A 21088-nucleotide genomic window follows, 5' to 3' on the forward strand; every position below is an offset into this window, starting at 1 on the left:
AATGAGCACCGCTCAAGGCAAAGGAACAAAGAAAGCGAGCGTTTGCCAACAAATGTACTCAGGCTGAATGAAAACGTTTGTCTTATCTAAGCGCAAAAGCTTGAGAGGAGCGGAGTTGCCACAAGGGCAATGAGCACCGCTCAAGGCAAAGGAACAAAGAAAGCGAGCGTTTGCCAACAAATGTACTCAGGCTGAATGAAAACGTTTGTCTTATCTAAGCGCAAAGACTTGAGAGGAGCGGAGTTGCCATAAGGGCAATGAGCACCGCTCAAGGCGAAGCAACAAAGAAAGCAAGCGTTTGCCATCAGCCTGATCGTGTTGACATGCTTAACAAGCTTATGATACAGTTTTAACGTTGTGTAAAATGCTGGCACGCTTTATGTGCCAAGCAAGTGATGTGACGATATATGCGAAAAAAGGTTGTATTGGCCTGTGCGATTTGTCAGGCGCGAAACTATACAACGACGAAAAATACATTGAGCGGCGCGCGCCTGGAAATTCAAAAGTTTTGCAAGCGATGCAATGCGTATACAACTCACCGTGAAACCCTTTAGGGATCGGCTAAGGTTTTATATGCGCCTTCATTTCAGAACTCGTCGTCTTCAATTCGTTGGAGGTTTATGAATGGGAAAAATAACAAGCTTCTTGCGCGATGTTGTGAAAGAAATGAAAAAAGTGAGCTGGCCGAAAAAGAAAGAGCTTTTTCGATACACAGTGACTGTTTTAGCCACCGTCGCCTTTATGACTGTTTTCTTTGCAGTAGCTGATTATGGAATTAGCGCCGTTATTGATCTTATCATCGGTGAATAACCTAGTTCACCTGTGCAATAATGGTAGATATGAGGATACACTAAAAAACCCGAGCCTTCGGGTTTTTTACACTATATGGACAATGGAGTGAAGCCGAAATCGGCCCGACACTCATTAAGGGAGGGACAGACGGCTTAGGCCGCGCAAACATGGAGAAGAACTGGTATGTCGTTCACACCTATTCCGGTTATGAGAACAAAGTGAAAGCGAATTTAGAAAAACGCGTTGAATCAATGGGCATGCAGGACAAAATCTTCCGCGTTGTTGTCCCGGAAGAAGAAGAAACAGAGATTAAAAACGGGAAGCGGAAAGTATCAAAGAAGAAGGTCTTCCCAGGCTATGTTCTTGCTGAGATCGTTATGACAGATGATTCTTGGTACGTCGTTCGGAACACTCCGGGTGTGACGGGCTTCGTAGGATCAGCAGGTTCTGGCTCAAAGCCAACACCGTTGCTACCTGAAGAAGTTGAACAGATTCTTAAGCGAATGGGGATGGAGGAAGCGCGAACGGGTATTGATTTTGCTGTGAAAGAAACCGTGCGCGTCATGGAAGGACCATTCGCTGACTTTACAGGAACTGTTGAAGAAATTGACAATGATCGTCAAAAAATCAAAGTTCACGTGAATATGTTCGGACGAGAGACGCCGGTGGAGCTTGATTTTGAACAGATCGCTAAAGTTTGATTGAGGCTTTCTGGTAAAATGTCTTGCGTCTGCAAGATGAAAATGCTAATATATTAATGTTTGATTCATGAGTGGGAGGGCAAAACGCCCAATGACCACATCACGGAACTTAAGGAGGTGTGTCCCGTGGCTAAAAAATTGGCCAAAGTAGTGAAGTTGCAAATTCCAGCGGGGAAAGCAAACCCTGCACCACCAGTCGGACCAGCATTGGGTCAGGCAGGTGTAAACATCATGGGCTTCTGTAAAGAATTTAACGCAAGAACCCAGGATCAAGCAGGTTTGATCATTCCAGTTGAGATTAGCGTTTTTGAAGACCGTTCATTCACGTTTATTACTAAAACTCCGCCAGCAGCTGTTTTGTTGAAAAAGGCAGTTGGCATTGAGTCAGGCTCTGGTGAACCGAACCGCAACAAAGTCGGCACTGTTAAGCGTGCGCAAGTTCGCGAAATCGCTGAAACAAAGATGCCTGACCTAAATGCTGCTGATGTTGAATCGGCAATGCGTATGATCGAAGGCACTGCACGCAGCATGGGTCTCGTTGTCGAAGACTAAGCACAGGCACAAGAGGTTGCGAAATGCTTGAGCTTTCGCAACCTTTTTCAAGTGGGAGGTCCCAACCGCTACAACCACATGAAGGAGGATGAATAATATGCCGAAAAGAGGCAAGAAATTTCAGGAGGCTGCGAAACTTGTAAATTCACAAGAAGCGTATGCCCTCACAGACGCGATTGAGCTTTTGAAAAAAGCGTCGTTCGCAAAGTTTGATGAAACTGTAGAAGTGGCTTTCCGTCTCGGAATCGATGTAAAGAAAGCCGACCAACAAATCCGTGGCGCAACCGTTTTGCCACACGGTACAGGTAAAACTCAACGCGTATTGGTATTCGCGAAGGGTGAAAAAGCAAAAGAAGCAGAAGAAGCTGGCGCTGACTATGTTGGCGAAGGTGATTACATCAATAAAATCAACCAAGGTTGGTTCGATTTTGATGTTATCGTTGCAACACCTGACATGATGGGTGAAGTAGGGAAGCTCGGACGTGTACTTGGTCCAAAAGGCTTGATGCCAAACCCAAAAACAGGTACTGTATCATTTGATGTAACGAAAGCTGTTAAAGATATTAAAGCTGGGAAAGTTGAATACCGCGCTGATAAGACAGGCAATGTGCATGTTCCGATCGGTAAAGTATCCTTCGATTCTGTAAAGCTTCAAGAAAACCTAACGGCAATCGCTGATGTGTTGGTGAAAGCGAAGCCTGCAGCATCAAAAGGCACTTACATGAAGAATGCATCTGTTACATCATCAATGGGACCAGGAATTAAATTGGATGTTGCTTCAATCGTAAGTTGACCTCATTGCCCATCTAGGGTATAATGATCAAGGTTTACTAACTTATTGCCGTAGACAGCAGGGGCCCGTATAGGCTTAATCATCCTGCCGAGGTGGAATGCATATGAATTGATTCGTTTCTGAACTGAGACGATGAACGATATGCCCCCCGTGTGTCTTCGCGCCGGGGGCTTTTTTTATGGAGAGCCCTCACGGAAATGATTTTACAGGAGGTGTGCACATGAGCAAGGTGATCGAGCAGAAAAAACAAGTCGTTACTGATATTGCAGACAAACTTCGTGACAACAAAGCAACCGTGTTTGTTGATTACCGTGGTTTGAACGTTTCTCAAGTAACAGAGCTTCGTAAACAGCTTCGCGAAGCTGGCGTTGAGTTTAAAGTGTATAAAAACACGATGACTCGCCGTGCAGTCGAGCAGGCCGAAATCTCTGGTTTGGACGAAGAGCTTGTTGGACCAACCGCTGTTGCGTTTAGTGCTGAAGATGTCGTTGCTCCAGCAAAAGTTTTAAACAACTTTGCTAAAACGAACGAAGCGCTAAAAATCAAAATCGGTCTTATTGAAGGCAATGTCACGTCTGCGGATGATTTGAAGGCTTTGGCCGAACTCCCATCCCGCGATGGACTTCTTTCTATGTTGCTTAGTGTCCTACAAGCGCCAATGCGCAATATGGCTCTTGCGACAAAAGCTGTGGCTGAACAAAAAGAAGAACAGGGTGCGTAACGCAACCCACTATAATCCCTTAAGGAGGAACATTTCATGAGTAAAGAAACGATCATCGAGCAGATCAAAGAAATGACTGTTCTAGAATTAAACGACCTTGTTAAAGCTATCGAAGAAGAGTTTGGTGTAACTGCAGCAGCTCCAGTTGCTGCTGGTGGCGGTGCTGCTGGTGGCGCTGCTGAAGAAGAGCAAACTGAATTCGACCTTATCCTTACAGAAGCAGGCGCTTCTAAAATCAAAGTTATCAAAGTGGTTCGCGAAATCACTGGTCTTGGCTTGAAAGAAGCGAAAGAGCTTGTTGATAACGCTCCTAAAGCTTTGAAAGAAGGCATCGAGCAAGCAGAAGCAGATGAGCTTAAAGCGAAACTTGAAGAAGTAGGCGCAAAAGTAGAAGTTAAGTAATTGAAGATAGATAAGAAAACCCGCCGGAATCTGCGGGTTTTTCTTATCTAATCTGAAGAACATTAAGCCTAGAGCTTGGCAGCGTGTTTTGGAAGGGGACAAATCAATGAGTGATCATTACTATAGTCGCCGACCAACTGTACCAAGTGACCCAAAAAGCCTGAATGTCCACTTGAACGGAAGAGCCTACCAGTTTCAATCTGATCGCGGCGTGTTCTCAAAGCAAGGCATTGATTTTGGCACGCGGTTGTTAATTGAGACATTTGTGATGCCAGACGTGCAAGGGGCAGTTGCGGATATTGGCTGTGGGTATGGTCCGATTGGGACGGTTGTTGCCGCTGAACATCCGGAGCGAAACGTTTGGATGACCGATGTGAATGAACGCGCTGTAGAGCTTGCGGTGAAAAATGCCGGGGCACATCAAGTTGAAAATGTGACGGTCGTTCAAGGGAACCTTTTGGAAGCGATCCAGCAGCCTTGCGCAGCTATCCTTTCTAATCCACCCATTCGAGCTGGGAAAAAGGTAGTCCATACGCTGTTTGAACAAGCGTACGAATCGCTGGTCGCTGGTGGCGAACTTTGGATCGTTATGCAAAAGAAGCAAGGGGCTCCTTCAGCACAAGACAAACTTGCCTCTCTTTATCAAGATGTGCAAGTCGTAGCGCAAGACAAAGGCTACAAAATTATCGTAGCTAAAAAAATTGACTGCTAAAGATGCTTGTGGTAGTATTATATAATGCCAATCAGTCTTTTTATGTCTTGTTTTAAAAAAAGAATGCATTCTATTTTTTAGCGAGTATAAAAGAATACGATTCTGGAAAGACTGCAAAAATTAGATACGTGAATGAATAGGGGAGGTTTTCTTTTGAAACCCTTTTTCTTTTTGTTTGCACTTCGCATCATATTTGGTGCGATGGTCGTTTTGTAGGAGTGAAAAGGGCACGAGATAATTGAGTCTTTTGTTTGCCTTAGTGTAGCACGTCTTTCTGGTTGCAATGCAACAAAAAAAGGTCAGTCGATTTTTGCTGGATGAACGTTTGCCTGCAAAGATCAATCAAATAGCATGTTCTGAGGGGTGAATTAGTTGACAGGTCAAACAGTGCAGTTTGGACGCCACCGCCAACGCAGAAGCTATGCGCGCATCAGCGAAGTGCTGGATCTGCCGAATCTCATTGAAATTCAAACAGCATCCTATCAATGGTTTCTTGATGAGGGTCTCAAAGAAATGTTTAAAGACATTTCGCCGATCGAGGATTTCACCGGCAATCTATCCCTTGAGTTCATAGACTACAGTCTTGGCGAACCGAAATATCCTGTGGAAGAATCAAAAGAACGAGATGTCACCTATTGTGCGCCTTTGCGCGTGAAAGTTCGCCTGTTAAATAAGGAAACAGGTGAGGTCAAGGAACAAGATGTGTTCATGGGAGATTTCCCACTAATGACCGACACAGGGACATTTGTCATTAATGGAGCAGAGCGAGTTATCGTTTCGCAGCTTGTTCGTTCGCCGAGTGTCTATTATAACAAGAAGATTGACAAGAACGGCAAGCAGGGGTACACAGCTACTGTGATACCAAACCGAGGAGCATGGCTCGAGTATGAGACGGATGCCAAAGATGTCATCTATGTCCGTATTGACCGTACACGTAAATTGCCGGTAACCGTGCTGTTACGTGCGTTAGGGTTTGGGTCTGATCAAGAAATCATCGACTTGCTTGGAGATAATGAGTATATCCGCAATACGCTTGAAAAGGACAATACTGAAACCGCAGAGAAGGCATTGCTAGAGATTTATGAGCGCCTTCGTCCTGGCGAACCGCCAACGGTCGAGAATGCGAAGAACCTATTGCAAACAAGATTTTTTGATCCGAAACGTTACGACCTTGCTAGTGTAGGGCGTTATAAAATTAACAAAAAGCTTCACATTAAAAACCGCCTGTTTAACCAACGGCTTGCAGAAACACTTGCAGACCCGGAGACAGGAGAAGTAATCGCAGAAAAAGGTGATCTTCTCGATCGTCGACTTCTCGATAAAATCACACCATACATTGAATCAAATGTAGGCTTTAGAAAGTTCCATCCATCTGGCGGTGTGCTAAATAATGACATTACGATTCAATCAATTAAAATATATGCCCCTCAGGATGGAGACGAGGAGCAGATTTTAAATGTGCTTGGCAATGGATCAATTGAAGAGCATGTAAAAAACATTATGCCTTCGGACATTATTGCATCGATCAGTCATTTCTTTAACCTACTGTTTAATGTAGGTGGCACAGATGATATTGATCATCTAGGAAATCGTCGTTTGCGTTCTGTTGGTGAGCTTTTGCAAAACCAATTCCGCATCGGTTTATCACGTATGGAGCGTGTCGTTCGTGAACGGATGTCTATTCAAGACACCAATGCGATCACACCACAGGCGTTGATTAATATCCGCCCAGTTATTGCGTCAATTAAAGAGTTTTTCGGAAGCTCGCAGTTGTCTCAATTTATGGATCAGACGAATCCGTTGGCAGAGCTTACACACAAACGCCGACTATCTGCCCTAGGACCAGGTGGTTTGACACGTGATCGTGCGGGTGTAGAGGTTCGTGACGTTCACTACTCTCACTATGGGCGTATGTGTCCAATCGAAACCCCAGAGGGACCGAACATTGGGTTGATTAACTCGTTGTCCAGTTTCGCCAAGGTGAACAAATTCGGTTTCATTGAGACACCATACCGACGTGTCGATCCGGAAACGGGCAAGGTGACCTCGCGAATTGATTATCTAACTGCTGACGAAGAGGACAACTACGTCGTTGCACAGGCAAATGCACGTCTGAATGACGATGGCTCGTTTGTCGATGACAATATTGTTTGTCGTTTCCGAGGGGAAAACAATCTTGTTAGTCGAGACCGTGTTGACTATATGGACGTTTCTCCTAAACAAGTTGTTTCGGCGGCTACAGCATGTATCCCATTTTTGGAGAACGATGACTCAAACCGTGCCCTCATGGGAGCAAACATGCAACGTCAGGCCGTTCCATTGTTAACACCTGATGCCCCAGTTGTTGGTACAGGTATGGAGTATGTGTCCGGGAAAGACTCCGGTGCAGCGGTCATTTCTCGTTACGATGGTATTGTTGAAAAGGTTGAAGCCAAACAAGTTTGGGTTCGACGCACGGAAGACGTGAATGGTCAGCTCGTTAAAGGCGACCTTGATAAATACCGTTTGGCTAAATTCATTCGTTCCAACCAAGGAACATGTTATAACCAGCGTCCGATCGTCGCGGAAGGCGATCATGTGACAAAAGGAGAAATTCTCGCAGATGGTCCGTCAATGGACTTTGGAGAGCTAGCCCTTGGTCAAAACATCCTCGTTGCCTTTATGACATGGGATGGGTACAACTATGAGGATGCCATTATAATGAGTGAGCGTCTCGTAAAAGATGATGTGTATACATCGATTCACATTGAGGAGTACGAATCAGAAGCGCGGGATACAAAGCTTGGCCCTGAAGAGATTACGAGGGACATCCCGAATGTTGGTGAGGACGCACTCCGTAACCTTGATGATCGAGGTATCATTCGTATAGGTGCAGAAGTGCACGACAATGATTTGCTTGTTGGTAAGGTCACGCCTAAAGGTGTAACGGAGTTAACTGCTGAAGAGCGCTTACTTCATGCCATCTTTGGTGAAAAAGCACGTGAGGTTCGAGATACGTCATTACGTGTGCCACATGGCGCAGGCGGAATCGTGCTTGATGTGAAGATCTTTAATCGTGAAGACGGCGACGAACTGCCTCCAGGTGTAAATCAGCTTGTCCGCGCGTATATCGTTCAGAAGAGAAAGATCTCAGAAGGCGATAAAATGGCCGGACGTCACGGAAACAAAGGTGTCATTTCAAAGATCCTTCCAGAGGAAGATATGCCATTCTTGCCTGACGGTACTCCTGTCGACATTATGTTAAACCCACTCGGCGTACCATCGCGTATGAACATCGGTCAGGTTCTTGAGATGCATCTTGGAATGGCAGCTAGACAGCTTGGCATACGCATTGCATCACCAGTCTTTGACGGAGCACGCGAGGAAGATGTGTGGGAGACTTTAGAAGAAGCAGGCATGCCGCGTGATGCAAAATCTGTACTGTACGATGGCCGTACCGGTGATCCGTTTGATAACCGTGTGTCTGTAGGTATTATGTACATGATCAAACTTGCACACATGGTTGATGATAAGTTGCACGCCCGTTCGACAGGCCCTTACTCTCTCGTTACACAACAGCCGCTCGGAGGAAAAGCACAATTCGGCGGACAGCGTTTTGGAGAGATGGAAGTATGGGCATTGGAAGCCTATGGTGCTGCCTACATGCTTCAGGAGATTCTAACCGTGAAATCAGATGACGTGGTTGGACGTGTAAGAACCTATGAAGCTATTGTAAAAGGTGAGAATGTGCCTGAACCGGGCATCCCTGAATCTTTCAAAGTATTAATTAAAGAACTTCAAAGCCTTGGCATGGACGTAAAGATGCTTTCTGCTGATGAACAAGAAATTAATTTGCAGGATGTTGAAGATGACGAGGATGGCTCAGCTGACAAGTTAAACTTAGATACGGAACCAAGCCAGGAAGTATAAATGGTAAAAAGTTGAAGATCACAGAGGGAGGTAGGCCCCTTGTTAGATGTCAATAACTTCGAATTTATGAAAATCGGATTGGCCTCACCCGATAAAATTCGCTCTTGGTCCCACGGAGAAGTTAAAAAGCCAGAAACAATTAACTATAGAACGTTAAAACCAGAAAAAGACGGCTTGTTTTGTGAACGTATATTTGGCCCGCAAAAGGATTACGAGTGTCATTGCGGCAAATATAAACGTATCCGTTACAAAGGGGTTGTTTGTGACCGCTGTGGAGTAAAGGTCACAAAGGCTAAAGTCCGTAGAGAACGTATGGGGCACATAGAGCTTGCTGCCCCTGTTTCTCACATCTGGTATTTCAAAGGCATTCCGAGCCGTATGGGTCTTGTGCTTGACATGTCACCACGTGCACTAGAAGAAGTCATTTATTTTGCTTCTTATGTGGTGACGGACACAGGCGATTCACCGCTTGAAAAGAAACAACTCCTTTCAGAGAAGGAATACCGTAACTATCGCGAGAAATACGGAAAAGGATTCCATGCGCAAATGGGTGCGGAAGCCATTAAAAAGATCCTTCAAGACATTGATTTGGATAAAGATGTAGCTGGGTTGAAGGAAGAGCTAAAAACCGCTCAAGGACAACGTCGTACACGTGCGATCAAACGTCTGGAAGTACTTGAAGCTTTCCGTCATTCTGGCAATAAGCCCGCTTGGATGATTCTAGATGTTCTTCCGGTCATTCCACCAGAGCTACGCCCAATGGTACAGCTTGACGGTGGTCGATTTGCTACATCAGATTTGAATGATTTGTACCGTCGTGTGATTAACAGAAACAATCGCTTGAAGCGACTTCTAGACCTTGGTGCACCAAGCATTATTGTTCAGAATGAAAAACGTATGCTTCAAGAGGCTGTGGATGCATTAATTGATAACGGACGTCGAGGGCGCCCAGTAACAGGTCCAGGGAACCGTCCATTGAAGTCACTTTCACACATGTTAAAAGGGAAGCAAGGTCGCTTCCGTCAAAACTTGCTCGGAAAACGTGTTGATTACTCTGGTCGTTCGGTAATCGTCGTAGGTCCGAACTTGAAAATGTATCAATGTGGTCTTCCAAAGGAAATGGCGCTTGAGCTCTTCAAGCCATTTGTGATGAGAGAGCTTGTTGAACGAGGACTTGCACATAACATTAAAAGTGCGAAGCGAAAAATAGAGCGTGTACAACCAGAGGTTTGGGATGTGCTTGAAGAAGTCATTCGTGAGCATCCAGTGCTCTTGAACAGAGCGCCAACACTTCACAGACTAGGCATTCAAGCGTTTGAACCAATGCTTGTGGAAGGGCGCGCGATCCGGTTGCATCCTCTCGTATGTACGGCATACAACGCCGATTTTGACGGGGACCAAATGGCGGTTCACGTACCGTTATCAGCTGAAGCACAGGCAGAAGCGAGAATTCTAATGCTTGCGGCACAAAACATCTTGAATCCAAAGGATGGAAAGCCTGTTGTTACACCGTCTCAGGATATGGTTCTTGGGAACTACTATCTCACCCTTGAAAGAAAAGGGGCGATTGGTGAAGGCATGTGCTTTAAAAATTCTGATGAGGCGTTGGTTGCATACCAAAACGGTTATGTTCACCTTCACACACGTGTGGCTGTTGCTGCTTCATCGCTACAGAAAGCCAGCTTTACTGATGAACAAAATGAAATGTACTTGGTCACGACTCCTGGGAAATTGATTTTTAATGAAATTCTCCCGGACTCCTTTCCGTACATCAATGAACCAACGCATTACAATCTTGAGAAAGAAACACCAGCAAAGTATTTCATTTCTCAAGGAACTGATTTGAAAACGGAAATTGCCAATAGAGAGTTGATTAAGCCATTCAGCAAAGGCATTCTAGGTGATGTGATCGCAGAAGTCTTCAAACGCTTCAAAATCACTGAAACCTCTAAAATGCTTGACCGGATGAAAGACCTTGGTTTCCGCTATTCAACAAAAGCAGGAATCACTGTTGGGATTGCGGACATTGTTGTACTTCCAGAGAAGCAGGAAATTCTGAAAGCTTCTGAGTTGAAGATCGACAATGTGATTAAGCAGTTCAGACGTGGTTTAATAACGGAAGAAGAACGTTATGATCGTGTCATCTCCATTTGGGGAGCGGCAAAAGATCAAATCCAAAATAAGCTGATGGCGTCACTTGACCGACGTAACCCGATCTTTATGATGAGCGATTCAGGTGCCCGTGGTAACGCATCAAACTTCACACAGCTTGCAGGGATGCGTGGATTAATGGCCAACCCGGCTGGTCGTATTATTGAGTTGCCGATTCGCTCAAGCTTCCGTGAAGGTCTTACCGTTCTCGAGTACTTTATCTCCACACACGGTGCGCGTAAAGGACTTGCGGATACAGCTTTGAAAACGGCCGATTCAGGGTATTTGACAAGACGACTTGTTGACGTTGCACAGGATGTTATCATTCGTGAAGACGACTGTAATACGGATAAAGGTCTCTTGGTTGCTGCCCTTAAGGATGGCAACGAACTGATTGAACCGTTGATTGAGCGTTTGATTGGTCGCGTAGCCTTCAAGACGATCCGTCACCCGGAAACGAATGACATCATCATCGGGCGCAATGAATTGATTACTGAAGAAATCGGTAAACAAATTGTTGAATCTGGTATCGAAGAAGTGACGATTCGTTCCGCATTCACATGTGATACGCGACACGGCGTATGTAAAAAATGTTACGGTCGAAACTTGGCAACAGGCTCTGATGTAGAGGTAGGCGAAGCAGTTGGTATCATTGCTGCCCAATCTATCGGGGAGCCAGGAACTCAGCTTACGATGCGTACATTCCACACAGGTGGGGTTGCAGGAGACGATATCACACAAGGTTTACCGAGGATTCAAGAGCTTTTCGAAGCGCGTAATCCGAAAGGTCAGGCCGTGATTTCAGAGATCCATGGTAAGGTTACTGCTATTAGTGAAGTGAAAGATAAGCAGGAAATTACCGTTCAAGGTGATGCAGAAGCACGGAATTACACATCTCCTTATGGCGCCCGCCTTAAAGTCGCAGAAGGTGACGAGATTTATGCGGGTCAAGAGTTAACAGAAGGGTCCATCGATCCGAAGGAACTCTTGAAAGTCAAAGGTGTCGAAGGTGTGCAAGCCTATCTGCTACGTGAAGTTCAAAAGGTATATCGTATGCAGGGTGTTGAAATTGGCGATAAGCACGTTGAAGTAATGGTTCGTCAGATGATGCGTAAGGTTTGGGTCATCGACGGCGGTCATACAGAACTGTTGCCAGGATCATTGCTCGACATTCACCAGTTCCGAGATGCAAACAGAGATGTACTTTTGCGTAAGGAACAGCCAGCGATTGCTAGACCATTGTTGCTAGGGATTACGAAAGCGTCACTTGAAACAGATTCCTTCCTTTCTGCTGCCTCCTTCCAGGAGACAACGAGAGTGCTTACCGACGCAGCGATTAAAGGAAAGCGCGATGAACTTCTCGGCCTGAAAGAGAATGTCATCATCGGGAAGCTTGTTCCTGCCGGTACAGGGATGACGCGTTACAGACGTTCCGTTCCAAAAACAACGGTTGAAGCGATGGCAAAAGAAGAAGAAAACAAGATTCAAGAGACCGTTACACAAGAATCCTAAATCACTGTTGACATTGTGATTCTTTGGGTGATATGATAGGCAAGGTGCTTCAATAACCTGTGCGCTTTGGAGGATGTTTTTGAATGTCTTATGAAAAAGTAAAGCAGGCCAAGCGAACGTCGATTGGAACGAAGCAGACTTTGAAAGCAATACAAAACGGCGACGCTTTGGAAGTCGTCATCGCTGATGATGCAGATCCTTATGTGGTCGAACCCATCCGGCGATTGGCAATTGAAAAACAGCTCTCCGTCTGCACAGTAGATTCAATGAAACGACTCGGTAAAGTGTGCGGCATTGATGTCGGCGCTACTGCCGTGGCGATAAAAAGGTGAACCATTTGCGTTTTTGCAGGAGATTGCAAAACATCTCCTGCAAAGGCGTTGTTTTTCGCTCATAATGAATCACCTGGCTGTGTGGGTTTGAAAATACGAATTATGGAAAGGGGGATACCGTCGTGCCAACGATTAACCAATTAGTACGTAAAGGGCGCTACAGCAAGTCGAAAACATCTGACTCTCCAGCATTGAACAGAGGTTTGAACAGCTTGAAAAAGGTTCAAACCAACTATTCAGCTCCTCAAAAAAGAGGCGTATGCACAAGAGTAGGGACAATGACTCCGAAAAAGCCAAACTCAGCACTTCGTAAATACGCTCGTGTACGTTTGTCTAACGGGAATGAGGTTACAGCTTACATTCCTGGTGTTGGTCATAACCTTCAAGAGCATAGTGTTGTTTTGATTCGCGGCGGACGTGTGAAAGACTTACCAGGTGTACGTTATCACATCGTTCGTGGTGCGCTTGATACAGCTGGTGTAGATGGACGCCGTCAAGGACGTTCTAAATACGGAGCTAAAAGACCTAAGCAAGCTAATTAATACAAGCATTAAAAAGAGTTTAAAATGACATGAATGGAAGGAGGTTTGCATTATGCCTCGTAAAGGTCCAGTGCAACGTCGCGATGTCGCGGCAGACCCAATTTATAATTCAAAGCTTGTAACACGTTTGATCAACAAAGTAATGGTCGACGGTAAAAAAGGGAAAGCGCAAACCATTCTTTATGGTGCGTTTGATCTTGTAAAAGAGAAAACAGGCAACGAACCAATGGAAGTGTTTGAAGAAGCGTTGAAAAACATCCAACCAGTGCTTGAAGTAAAAGCACGTCGTGTGGGTGGTTCGAACTACCAAGTACCAGTTGAAGTACGTCCTGAGCGTCGTACGACTCTTGGTTTGCGTTGGTTGGTAAACTATTCTCGTCTTCGTGGTGAGAAAACAATGGAAGAGCGTCTTGCTTATGAAATTATGGACGCAGCCAACAACACTGGTGCAGCTGTTAAAAAGCGTGAAGATACGCATAAAATGGCTGAATCGAACAAAGCGTTTGCTCATTACCGCTGGTAGAATCAATCAAAAAAACCTCCTACAAGGAAGGAGAAGAATGTTATGGCCAGAGAGTTCTCTCTACAGAAAACTCGTAATATCGGCATCATGGCACACATCGATGCTGGAAAGACGACGACCACTGAACGCATTCTTTTCTACACAGGTCGCATTCATAAGATTGGCGAAACACACGAAGGCGCTTCTCAAATGGACTGGATGGAGCAGGAGCAAGAACGTGGGATTACGATCACTTCTGCTGCAACAACAGCTGCTTGGAAAGAGCACCGTGTAAACATCATCGATACGCCGGGACACGTAGACTTCACAGTTGAAGTTGAACGTTCATTGCGTGTACTTGATGGTGCGGTTGCCGTTCTAGATGCACAATCCGGTGTAGAACCACAAACGGAAACAGTATGGCGTCAAGCGACAACATACGGTGTTCCACGTATCGTGTTCATCAACAAAATGGACAAAATTGGTGCAGATTTCTTGTACTCTACAGGTACACTTCATGAGCGTCTCCAAGCAAATGCTCATCCAATTCAGTTGCCAATCGGCTCTGAGGATGCATTTGAAGGAATCATCGACCTAGTTGAGATGAAATCTTACATCTATGAAGATGATCTCGGGACACGTTCTGATGCGAAAGACATCCCTGATGAGTACAAAGAACAAGCAGAAGAATATCGTAGCAAGCTTGTTGAAGCGGTAGCTGAACTTGATGAAGCTATGATGGAGCGCTATCTTGAAGGGGAAGAAATTTCTATTCCTGAATTGAAAGCGGCTATCCGTAAAGCGACAATCAATGTTGAGTTTTACCCAGTTGTCTGTGGTTCTGCCTTTAAAAACAAAGGTGTTCAGTTGGTACTCGATGCGGTAATCGATTATCTTCCAGCTCCAATGGATGTTCCTCCTATTAAAGGCTTCATTCCAGGATCTGAAGAAGAGGTTACTCGTTCACCTGACGATAATGGTCCTTTCTCTGCACTTGCTTTTAAAGTGGCGACAGACCCTTACGTTGGTAAATTGACGTTCTTCCGTGTGTACTCTGGAACACTTGAGTCTGGAACATACATCAAGAACTCAACAAAAGACAAAAGAGAACGTGTTGGTCGTATTCTACAAATGCACGCGAACTCTCGTGAAGAGATCTCAACGGTTTATTCCGGAGACATCGCAGCGGCTGTTGGTCTAAAAGACACAACGACAGGCGATACGCTTTGTGGAGAAAAAGACCTCGTCATCTTAGAGTCAATGCAGTTCCCAGAACCTGTTATTGATGTAGCGATCGAGCCGAAATCAAAAGCAGACCAAGACAAAATGTCTATCGCGCTTCAGAAATTGGCTGAAGAAGATCCTACCTTCAGAACAGAAACAAACACAGAAACTGGCCAAACGATCATCTCTGGTATGGGTGAGCTTCACCTTGATATCATCGTTGACCGTATGCGTCGTGAGTTCAAAGTAGAGGCGACTGTTGGTGCTCCACAAGTATCTTACAGAGAAACCTTCCGTGCGGCTGCCGAAGTCGAAGGAAAGTTTGTCCGTCAGTCTGGTGGGCGCGGTCAGTACGGTCACGTTTGGATTCGTTTCGAACCGCTTGAAGAAGGCGGCGGGTTTGAGTTTGAAAACAAAGTTGTTGGTGGTACAGTTCCACGTGAATACATCCCTGCGGTTCAAGCTGGGTTGGAAAGCTCGTTGGATAATGGACCGCTTGCAGGCTACCCAATGGTAGACTTGAAGGCAACATTGTATGATGGCTCTTATCATGATGTGGATTCCAATGAGATGGCGTTTAAAATTGCTGCATCAATGGCATTGAAAAACGCGAAATCAAAATGTAGTCCAGTTCTTCTTGAACCATTGATGAAAGTAGAAATCATCGTACCTGAGGAATACCTTGGGGACATTATGGGTGATGTAACTGCTCGTCGCGGTCGCGTAGACGGTATGGCAGCAAGAGGAAATGCACAAGTGATCCGTGCGTTTGTACCACTCGCTGAGATGTTCGGTTATGCAACTGCCTTGCGTTCAAATACACAAGGTCGTGGCGTATACACAATGCACTTTGATCATTACGAAGAAGTGCCAAAATCTATCGCAGAAGAAATCATCAAAAAAAATAGCGGTGAGTAATTGATTTTCACGCCGTCATCCAGTATAACTGTATTGACAGCTTAATGGGATCAGGGGTCGTCTTACAGACGAAACCTCTGACCACATAATAAAACTCTCTTAGTTGAATAAGGAGGAAATTCGAATGGGTAAAGAAAAATTCGACCGTTCCAAACAGCATTGTAACATTGGAACAATCGGTCACGTTGACCATGGTAAAACAACACTTACAGCAGCAATTACATTCTGCCTTCACAAAAGATCTGGTAAAGGTACTGCAATGGCCTATGACCAAATTGACGGTGCTCCAGAAGAGCGCGAGCGTGGAATCACAATTTCTACAGCTCACGTAGAGTATGAAACTGAATCGCGCCACTATGCGCACGTTGATTGCCCAGGACACGCTGACTATGTGAAGAACATGATCACTGGTGCAGCACAAATGGACGGCGGTATCCTTGTGGTATCTGCAGCTGATGGCCCAATGCCACAAACGCGTGAGCACATCTTGCTCTCTCGTAACGTAGGTGTACCTGCACTTGTTGTCTTCTTGAACAAATGCGACATGGTAGACGATGAAGAACTTCTTGAGCTTGTTGAAATGGAAGTTCGCGATCTGCTTTCTGAGTATGACTTCCCTGGTGACGATGTACCTGTTATCAAAGGTTCTGCTCTACGTGCTCTTGAAGGAGATGCACAATGGGAAGAACGCATCTTCGAATTGATGGATGCTGTTGATGAGTACATCCCAACTCCAGAGCGTGACACTGACAAGCCTTTCATGATGCCTGTTGAGGACGTGTTCTCGATCACTGGTCGTGGAACTGTTGCTACAGGTCGTGTAGAACGTGGTGAAGTACGCGTTGGTGACGAAATTGAAGTTCTAGGTATTAAAGACGCACGAAAAACAACTGTTACAGGCGTAGAAATGTTCCGTAAGCTTCTTGACTATGCAGAAGCTGGCGACAACATTGGCGCACTTCTTCGTGGTGTAGCACGTGAAGACATCGAGCGTGGTCAAGTACTTGCTAAACCAGGTACAATCACTCCACATACAAACTTCAAAGCTGAAGTGTATGTTCTTTCAAAAGAAGAGGGTGGCCGTCATACGCCATTCTTCACAAATTATCGTCCTCAGTTCTACTTCCGTACAACGGACGTAACTGGTGTCGTTGACCTTCCTGAAGGCGTAGAGATGGTTATGCCTGGGGACAACATCGAAATGACTGTTGAATTGATCTCTCCAATCGCGATTGAAGACGGTACTCGTTTCTCAATCCGTGAGGGTGGACGTACTGTAGGATCCGGCGTTGTTTCTTCTATCACGAAATAAGGTACAGCATCGGTTTAAAAAAGAAGTGGCCCTTTGGGTCGCTTCTTTTTTGCATGTAGAGACGGTGCACTAGGGAAGTGGCTAAAAGAGCACTAAAGAGTTCGTCATTGTATGGATCACAGCCGCACTCCTCATTTAAAATCGCGAGTCTATATGTCCATCACGCCTTTTTCTTCCTATAGAGGCATGTAGCCATAGTGTTAAAAAGGCATGATGGCTGTTACAATGAAATTTCACGTGTTGTTTCAACTGCTGCCACCCAAAATCGATCATTTTTACGTGCATTCACATGAGGACTTTTCATTCTACGATGTACATTATATCCGCTACTCAAAATATCTTATGAAATTATGGATTTGCGCTTGAAATTAGGCGGGGACATCTGTATAATAGAACAAGTGTGCATCCCCCTTGCTTTGGGCAAGGTTCGGAACACACGGATACGTTGCGATGATGCGAAAGGTTGCTGTTCCATCAAGCCCCTTTGCCATGGCGAGGTGGAGGAAATTTTCGCGGAGAACTGTCTATAACCAATATGGGCGTAAAGGAGGGAATAAAATGGCAAAAGAAAAAATTCGCATTCGACTAAAGGCTTACGATCACAGGATCCTCGATCAATCTGCTGAGAAAATCGTAGAAACTGCGAAACGTTCAGGAGCTAATGTGTCAGGTCCAATTCCGTTGCCAACGGAGAAATCTATTTACACAATCTTGCGTGCTGTGCACAAATACAAAGATTCTCGTGAGCAATTTGAAATGCGTACGCATAAACGTTTGATCGATATCATCAGCCCGACACCACAAACGGTTGATTCGCTCATGCGTTTGGATCTGCCATCTGGCGTCGATATCGAAATCAAACTCTAATACACATTTTACAAAAACAGGAGGTGTAAATCATGTCAAAAGGAATCTTGGGTAAAAAAGTCGGAATGACTCAGATCTTTGCTGAGAATGGAGACCTTATCCCAGTCACTGTGATTGAGGCGTCAGGAAACGTCGTTCTTCAAAAGAAAACTGAAGAAAGTGATGGATACACTGCTCTACAGATTGGCTTTGCTGACAAAAAACCAGTGCGCCAAAACAAGCCTTCAAAAGGTCATGCAGAAAAAGCCAACACAGTACCTAAGCGTTTTGTACGTGAATTTAAAAACATTGATGCTGAAAATGTTGAGCTAGGTCAAGAAATCTCTGTGGATTCTTTTGAAGCAGGAGAGCTAGTGGACGTTACAGGTACATCTAAAGGGAAAGGTTTCGCAGGTTCTATTAAGCGTCATAACCAATCTCGCGGACCAATGTCTCACGGTTCACGTTACCATCGTCGTCCTGGTTCAATGGGTCCTATTGATCCAATGCACGTTTTGAAAGGGAAAAACCTTCCTGGACAAATGGGTGGAGAAACGGTAACCGTTCAAAACCTTGAAATCATTCGTGTAGACAAAGAGCGTAACTTGTTATTGGTTAAAGGGAATGTACCTGGTGCAAGAAAAGGGTACGTCAAAATTACAAGCGCGGTTAAATCGAACTAAAGCCCGACGGAAAGGAGGAAACTTTCATGCCGAAAGTAGAGCTATATAAACAAGACGGTTCTAAAGCTGGAGATTTCGATCTTCCAGAAGCGATTTTTGGAATTGAACCGAATCAACATGTATTACATGACACAGTTGTTATGCAACAAGCGTCTCGTCGTCAAGGAACCCATTCGGTTAAGAACCGTTCAGCGGTTAGAGGCGGCGGAAGAAAACCATGGCGTCAAAAAGGCACAGGTCGTGCGCGTCAAGGATCAATTCGTTCTCCACAATGGGTAGGAGGCGGTGTGGTTTTTGGCCCAACACCAAGAAGCTACAGCTTCAAAATGCCTAAAAAAGTACGTCGTTTAGCAATTCGTTCAGCTTTGTCTGCGCGCGTTCTAGACAATGACACAATTGTCCTTGAATCCCTCGTGATGGATTCACCGAAAACAAAAGAAATGGCTGCTGTTTTAACTGGTCTATCAGCTGTAAATGCGCTTATTGTTACTGCCGATGTGGATGATGCAGTTTTCTTGTCTGCACGTAATCTTCAAGGCGTATCTGTATGCAAAGCATCTCAGCTAAGCGTTCTGGATGTTCTTCACCATCACAAAATCGTATTTACAAAAGATGCGGTGGCCAAGGTAGAGGAGGTGCTCGGATAATGAATGCAAGGGATGTCATTAAACGCCCGGTAATCACCGAGCAGTCAACGGACTTGCTAGCGGATAAGAAATACACGTTTGATGTCGATGTTAGAGCAAACAAAACAGAAATCAAACAAGCGGTTGAAACGATCTTTTCTGTAAAGGTTGACAAAGTGAACACGTTAAACCGTAAAGGAAAGTTTAAGCGTATGGGCCGTCATGGCGGATATACTGCTAGAAAGAAAAGAGCCATTGTAACGTTGACTTCTGAAAGCAAAGAAATCGACTTTTTCGACGGAGAATAAACAAGCAAAGGAGGGACCCTAAATGGCAATTAAAAAGTATAAGCCAACATCAAACGGCCGACGTCACATGTCTGGTAGTGATTTCGCGGAAATCACAACAAACAAACCGGAAAGAAGCCTTGTTGAGGCACTTCCGAGAAAAGCCGGCCGTAACAACCAGGGACGCATTACTGTTCGTCACCAAGGTGGCGGACACAAAAGAAAATATCGTATCATCGATTTCAAACGGAACAAAGATGGTATACCAGGGCGCGTTGCTACTATCGAATACGACCCGAATCGTACTGCGAACATCGCATTGATTCACTATGCGGATGGGGAAAAACGTTACATCTTGGCGCCTAAAGGAATTAAAGTAGGCACAGAGATCACGTCTGGACCTGATGCGGATATCAAAGTAGGAAATACTCTTCCACTAACGAACATTCCAGTTGGTACAGTGATTCATAACATTGAGCTAAAGCCTGGTCATGGCGGCCAATTGGTTCGCGCAGCGGGTGCTGAAGCACAATTGTTAGGAAAAGAAGGCAAATACGTACTTGTGCGTTTGCGTTCTGGAGAAACTCGTATGATTTTGGCAACATGCCGTGCAACGGTTGGCCAAGTTGGTAACCTTGAACATGAGCTTATCAACATTGGTAAAGCCGGACGTTCTCGCTGGCTTGGTAAGCGCCCAACGGTTCGTGGTTCTGTTATGAACCCGAATGATCACCCACACGGTGGTGGTGAAGGACGCGCGCCAATCGGTCGTAAATCGCCAATGTCTCCATGGGGCAAACCAACCCTTGGTTACAAAACGCGTAAAAAGAACAACCCAACGGATAAATATATCGTACGTCGACGCAAGAAATAAGTGGTCGGACTTTCCGGCCTCCTACATTTTTCCTAAAGGAAGGGAGGTTGCGCAGCTATGGGACGCAGCTTGAAAAAAGGACCTTTTGCAGACGATCATTTGTTAAAGAAAATCGAAGCAGCTGGTGACGGAGAAAGCAACAAGAAGTTAATTAAAACTTGGTCACGTCGCTCTACAATTTTTCCACAGTTTATTGGACACACAATTGCCGTGTATGACGGACGCAAACACGTGCCAGTCTATGTGACCGAAGATATGGTTGGCCACAAACTTGGAGAATTCGCTCCAACACGCACATATCGTGGCCACGATAATGACGACAAAAAAACACGCCGTTAAGAGAGGAGGCCCTTGAATGGAAGCAAAAGCTATTGCGAAAACCATTCGCATTGCACCGCGCAAAGTTCGCCTCGTGGTTGACTTAATTCGCGGCAAAAGCGCTGGTGAAGCCGTGGCGATTTTACGCCACACAAATAAAGCAGCATCCCCTGTTGTTGAGAAACTGTTAAATTCAGCAGTTGCTAACGCAGAGCACAATTATGAAATGGATACAGAAAGCCTATTCATTTCAAAGATTTTTGTCGATGAAGGACCAACAATGAAACGTTTTCGTCCACGTGCACAAGGTCGTGCAAGTGCGATTCTCAAACGTACGAGTCATATCACTTTGATTCTATCAGAAAAGAAGGAGGGATAA

22 protein-coding genes and 1 other annotated feature are annotated in these 21088 nt (G+C 45.1%); all 22 genes read left to right on the plus strand.

Features of this window, described 5'->3' with window-relative positions; genetic code table 11:
• Positions 1–407 precede the first annotated feature (407 nt).
• On the plus strand, positions 408–554 hold the full coding sequence (gene rpmG, locus EV213_RS18380; RefSeq protein WP_133582034.1) for a 50S ribosomal protein L33: 147 nt from the start codon (positions 408–410) through the stop codon (positions 552–554).
• A gap of 70 nt (positions 555–624) precedes the next feature.
• Positions 625–810: a preprotein translocase subunit SecE gene (secE, locus tag EV213_RS18385; protein ID WP_133582035.1), complete on the plus strand. Its 186-nt coding sequence runs from the start codon at positions 625–627 to the stop codon at positions 808–810.
• Between the two features lie 149 nt (positions 811–959).
• Positions 960–1493, plus strand: a complete 534-nt coding sequence (gene nusG / locus EV213_RS18390) for a transcription termination/antitermination protein NusG (protein WP_133582036.1) — start codon at positions 960–962, stop codon at positions 1491–1493.
• 126 nt (positions 1494–1619) lie between these two features.
• Positions 1620–2045, plus strand: a complete 426-nt coding sequence (gene rplK, locus EV213_RS18395; protein WP_133582037.1) for a 50S ribosomal protein L11 — start codon at positions 1620–1622, stop codon at positions 2043–2045.
• A 97-nt stretch (positions 2046–2142) separates the two neighbouring features.
• A complete protein-coding gene (gene rplA / locus EV213_RS18400) occupies positions 2143–2838 on the plus strand; it encodes a 50S ribosomal protein L1 (protein ID WP_133582038.1) in 696 nt (231 codons plus the stop codon).
• A 30-nt stretch (positions 2839–2868) separates the two neighbouring features.
• Positions 2869–3024, plus strand: a sequence feature (ribosomal protein L10 leader region).
• A gap of 34 nt (positions 3025–3058) precedes the next feature.
• Positions 3059–3559 (plus strand): 50S ribosomal protein L10, encoded by a 501-nt coding sequence (rplJ, locus tag EV213_RS18405; protein WP_133582039.1) that lies wholly within the window; start codon positions 3059–3061, stop codon positions 3557–3559.
• A 36-nt stretch (positions 3560–3595) separates the two neighbouring features.
• Entirely contained in the window at positions 3596–3961 is a 366-nt protein-coding gene (gene rplL / locus EV213_RS18410) for a 50S ribosomal protein L7/L12 (protein ID WP_133582040.1), read from the plus strand.
• 106 nt (positions 3962–4067) lie between these two features.
• Positions 4068–4673: a class I SAM-dependent methyltransferase gene (locus tag EV213_RS18415; RefSeq protein WP_133582041.1), complete on the plus strand. Its 606-nt coding sequence runs from the start codon at positions 4068–4070 to the stop codon at positions 4671–4673.
• Between the two features lie 372 nt (positions 4674–5045).
• The gene (gene rpoB / locus EV213_RS18420; RefSeq protein ID WP_133582042.1) at positions 5046–8582 is read left to right on the plus strand and encodes a DNA-directed RNA polymerase subunit beta; all 3537 of its coding nucleotides are present in this window, start codon (positions 5046–5048) and stop codon (positions 8580–8582) included.
• A gap of 39 nt (positions 8583–8621) precedes the next feature.
• Positions 8622–12245, plus strand: coding sequence for a DNA-directed RNA polymerase subunit beta' (rpoC, locus tag EV213_RS18425; protein WP_133582043.1), 3624 nt, complete (start codon positions 8622–8624; stop codon positions 12243–12245).
• 83 nt (positions 12246–12328) lie between these two features.
• Positions 12329–12577 (plus strand): 50S ribosomal protein L7ae-like protein, encoded by a 249-nt coding sequence (locus EV213_RS18430; RefSeq protein WP_133582044.1) that lies wholly within the window; start codon positions 12329–12331, stop codon positions 12575–12577.
• A 122-nt stretch (positions 12578–12699) separates the two neighbouring features.
• Positions 12700–13119 (plus strand): 30S ribosomal protein S12, encoded by a 420-nt coding sequence (rpsL, locus tag EV213_RS18435; RefSeq protein WP_133582045.1) that lies wholly within the window; start codon positions 12700–12702, stop codon positions 13117–13119.
• A gap of 52 nt (positions 13120–13171) precedes the next feature.
• The gene (gene rpsG, locus EV213_RS18440) at positions 13172–13642 is read left to right on the plus strand and encodes a 30S ribosomal protein S7 (RefSeq protein WP_133582046.1); all 471 of its coding nucleotides are present in this window, start codon (positions 13172–13174) and stop codon (positions 13640–13642) included.
• A 42-nt stretch (positions 13643–13684) separates the two neighbouring features.
• Positions 13685–15763, plus strand: a complete 2079-nt coding sequence (gene fusA / locus EV213_RS18445; protein ID WP_133582047.1) for an elongation factor G — start codon at positions 13685–13687, stop codon at positions 15761–15763.
• 124 nt (positions 15764–15887) lie between these two features.
• Positions 15888–17075, plus strand: coding sequence for an elongation factor Tu (gene tuf / locus EV213_RS18450; protein ID WP_133582048.1), 1188 nt, complete (start codon positions 15888–15890; stop codon positions 17073–17075).
• A gap of 558 nt (positions 17076–17633) precedes the next feature.
• Positions 17634–17942 carry a 30S ribosomal protein S10 gene (gene rpsJ, locus EV213_RS18455; protein WP_133582049.1) on the plus strand — a complete coding sequence of 103 codons (309 nt, stop codon included), beginning with the start codon at positions 17634–17636 and terminating at the stop codon, positions 17940–17942.
• Positions 17943–17974: 32 nt separating this feature from the next.
• Positions 17975–18604 (plus strand): 50S ribosomal protein L3, encoded by a 630-nt coding sequence (rplC, locus tag EV213_RS18460; RefSeq protein WP_133582050.1) that lies wholly within the window; start codon positions 17975–17977, stop codon positions 18602–18604.
• A gap of 26 nt (positions 18605–18630) precedes the next feature.
• Positions 18631–19251 carry a 50S ribosomal protein L4 gene (gene rplD / locus EV213_RS18465; protein ID WP_133582051.1) on the plus strand — a complete coding sequence of 207 codons (621 nt, stop codon included), beginning with the start codon at positions 18631–18633 and terminating at the stop codon, positions 19249–19251.
• Positions 19251–19538, plus strand: a complete 288-nt coding sequence (gene rplW, locus EV213_RS18470) for a 50S ribosomal protein L23 (protein WP_133582052.1) — start codon at positions 19251–19253, stop codon at positions 19536–19538. Before rplD ends, rplW begins: the two co-directional genes overlap by 1 nt.
• Positions 19539–19560: 22 nt before the next feature.
• A complete protein-coding gene (gene rplB, locus EV213_RS18475; RefSeq protein WP_133582053.1) occupies positions 19561–20391 on the plus strand; it encodes a 50S ribosomal protein L2 in 831 nt (276 codons plus the stop codon).
• 57 nt (positions 20392–20448) lie between these two features.
• The gene (rpsS, locus tag EV213_RS18480; RefSeq protein ID WP_133582054.1) at positions 20449–20730 is read left to right on the plus strand and encodes a 30S ribosomal protein S19; all 282 of its coding nucleotides are present in this window, start codon (positions 20449–20451) and stop codon (positions 20728–20730) included.
• Between the two features lie 16 nt (positions 20731–20746).
• Entirely contained in the window at positions 20747–21088 is a 342-nt protein-coding gene (gene rplV, locus EV213_RS18485) for a 50S ribosomal protein L22 (RefSeq protein WP_133582055.1), read from the plus strand.

It is taken from the genome of Aureibacillus halotolerans (genome assembly GCF_004363045.1).
Classification (GTDB): domain Bacteria; phylum Bacillota; class Bacilli; order Bacillales; family DSM-28697; genus Aureibacillus; species Aureibacillus halotolerans.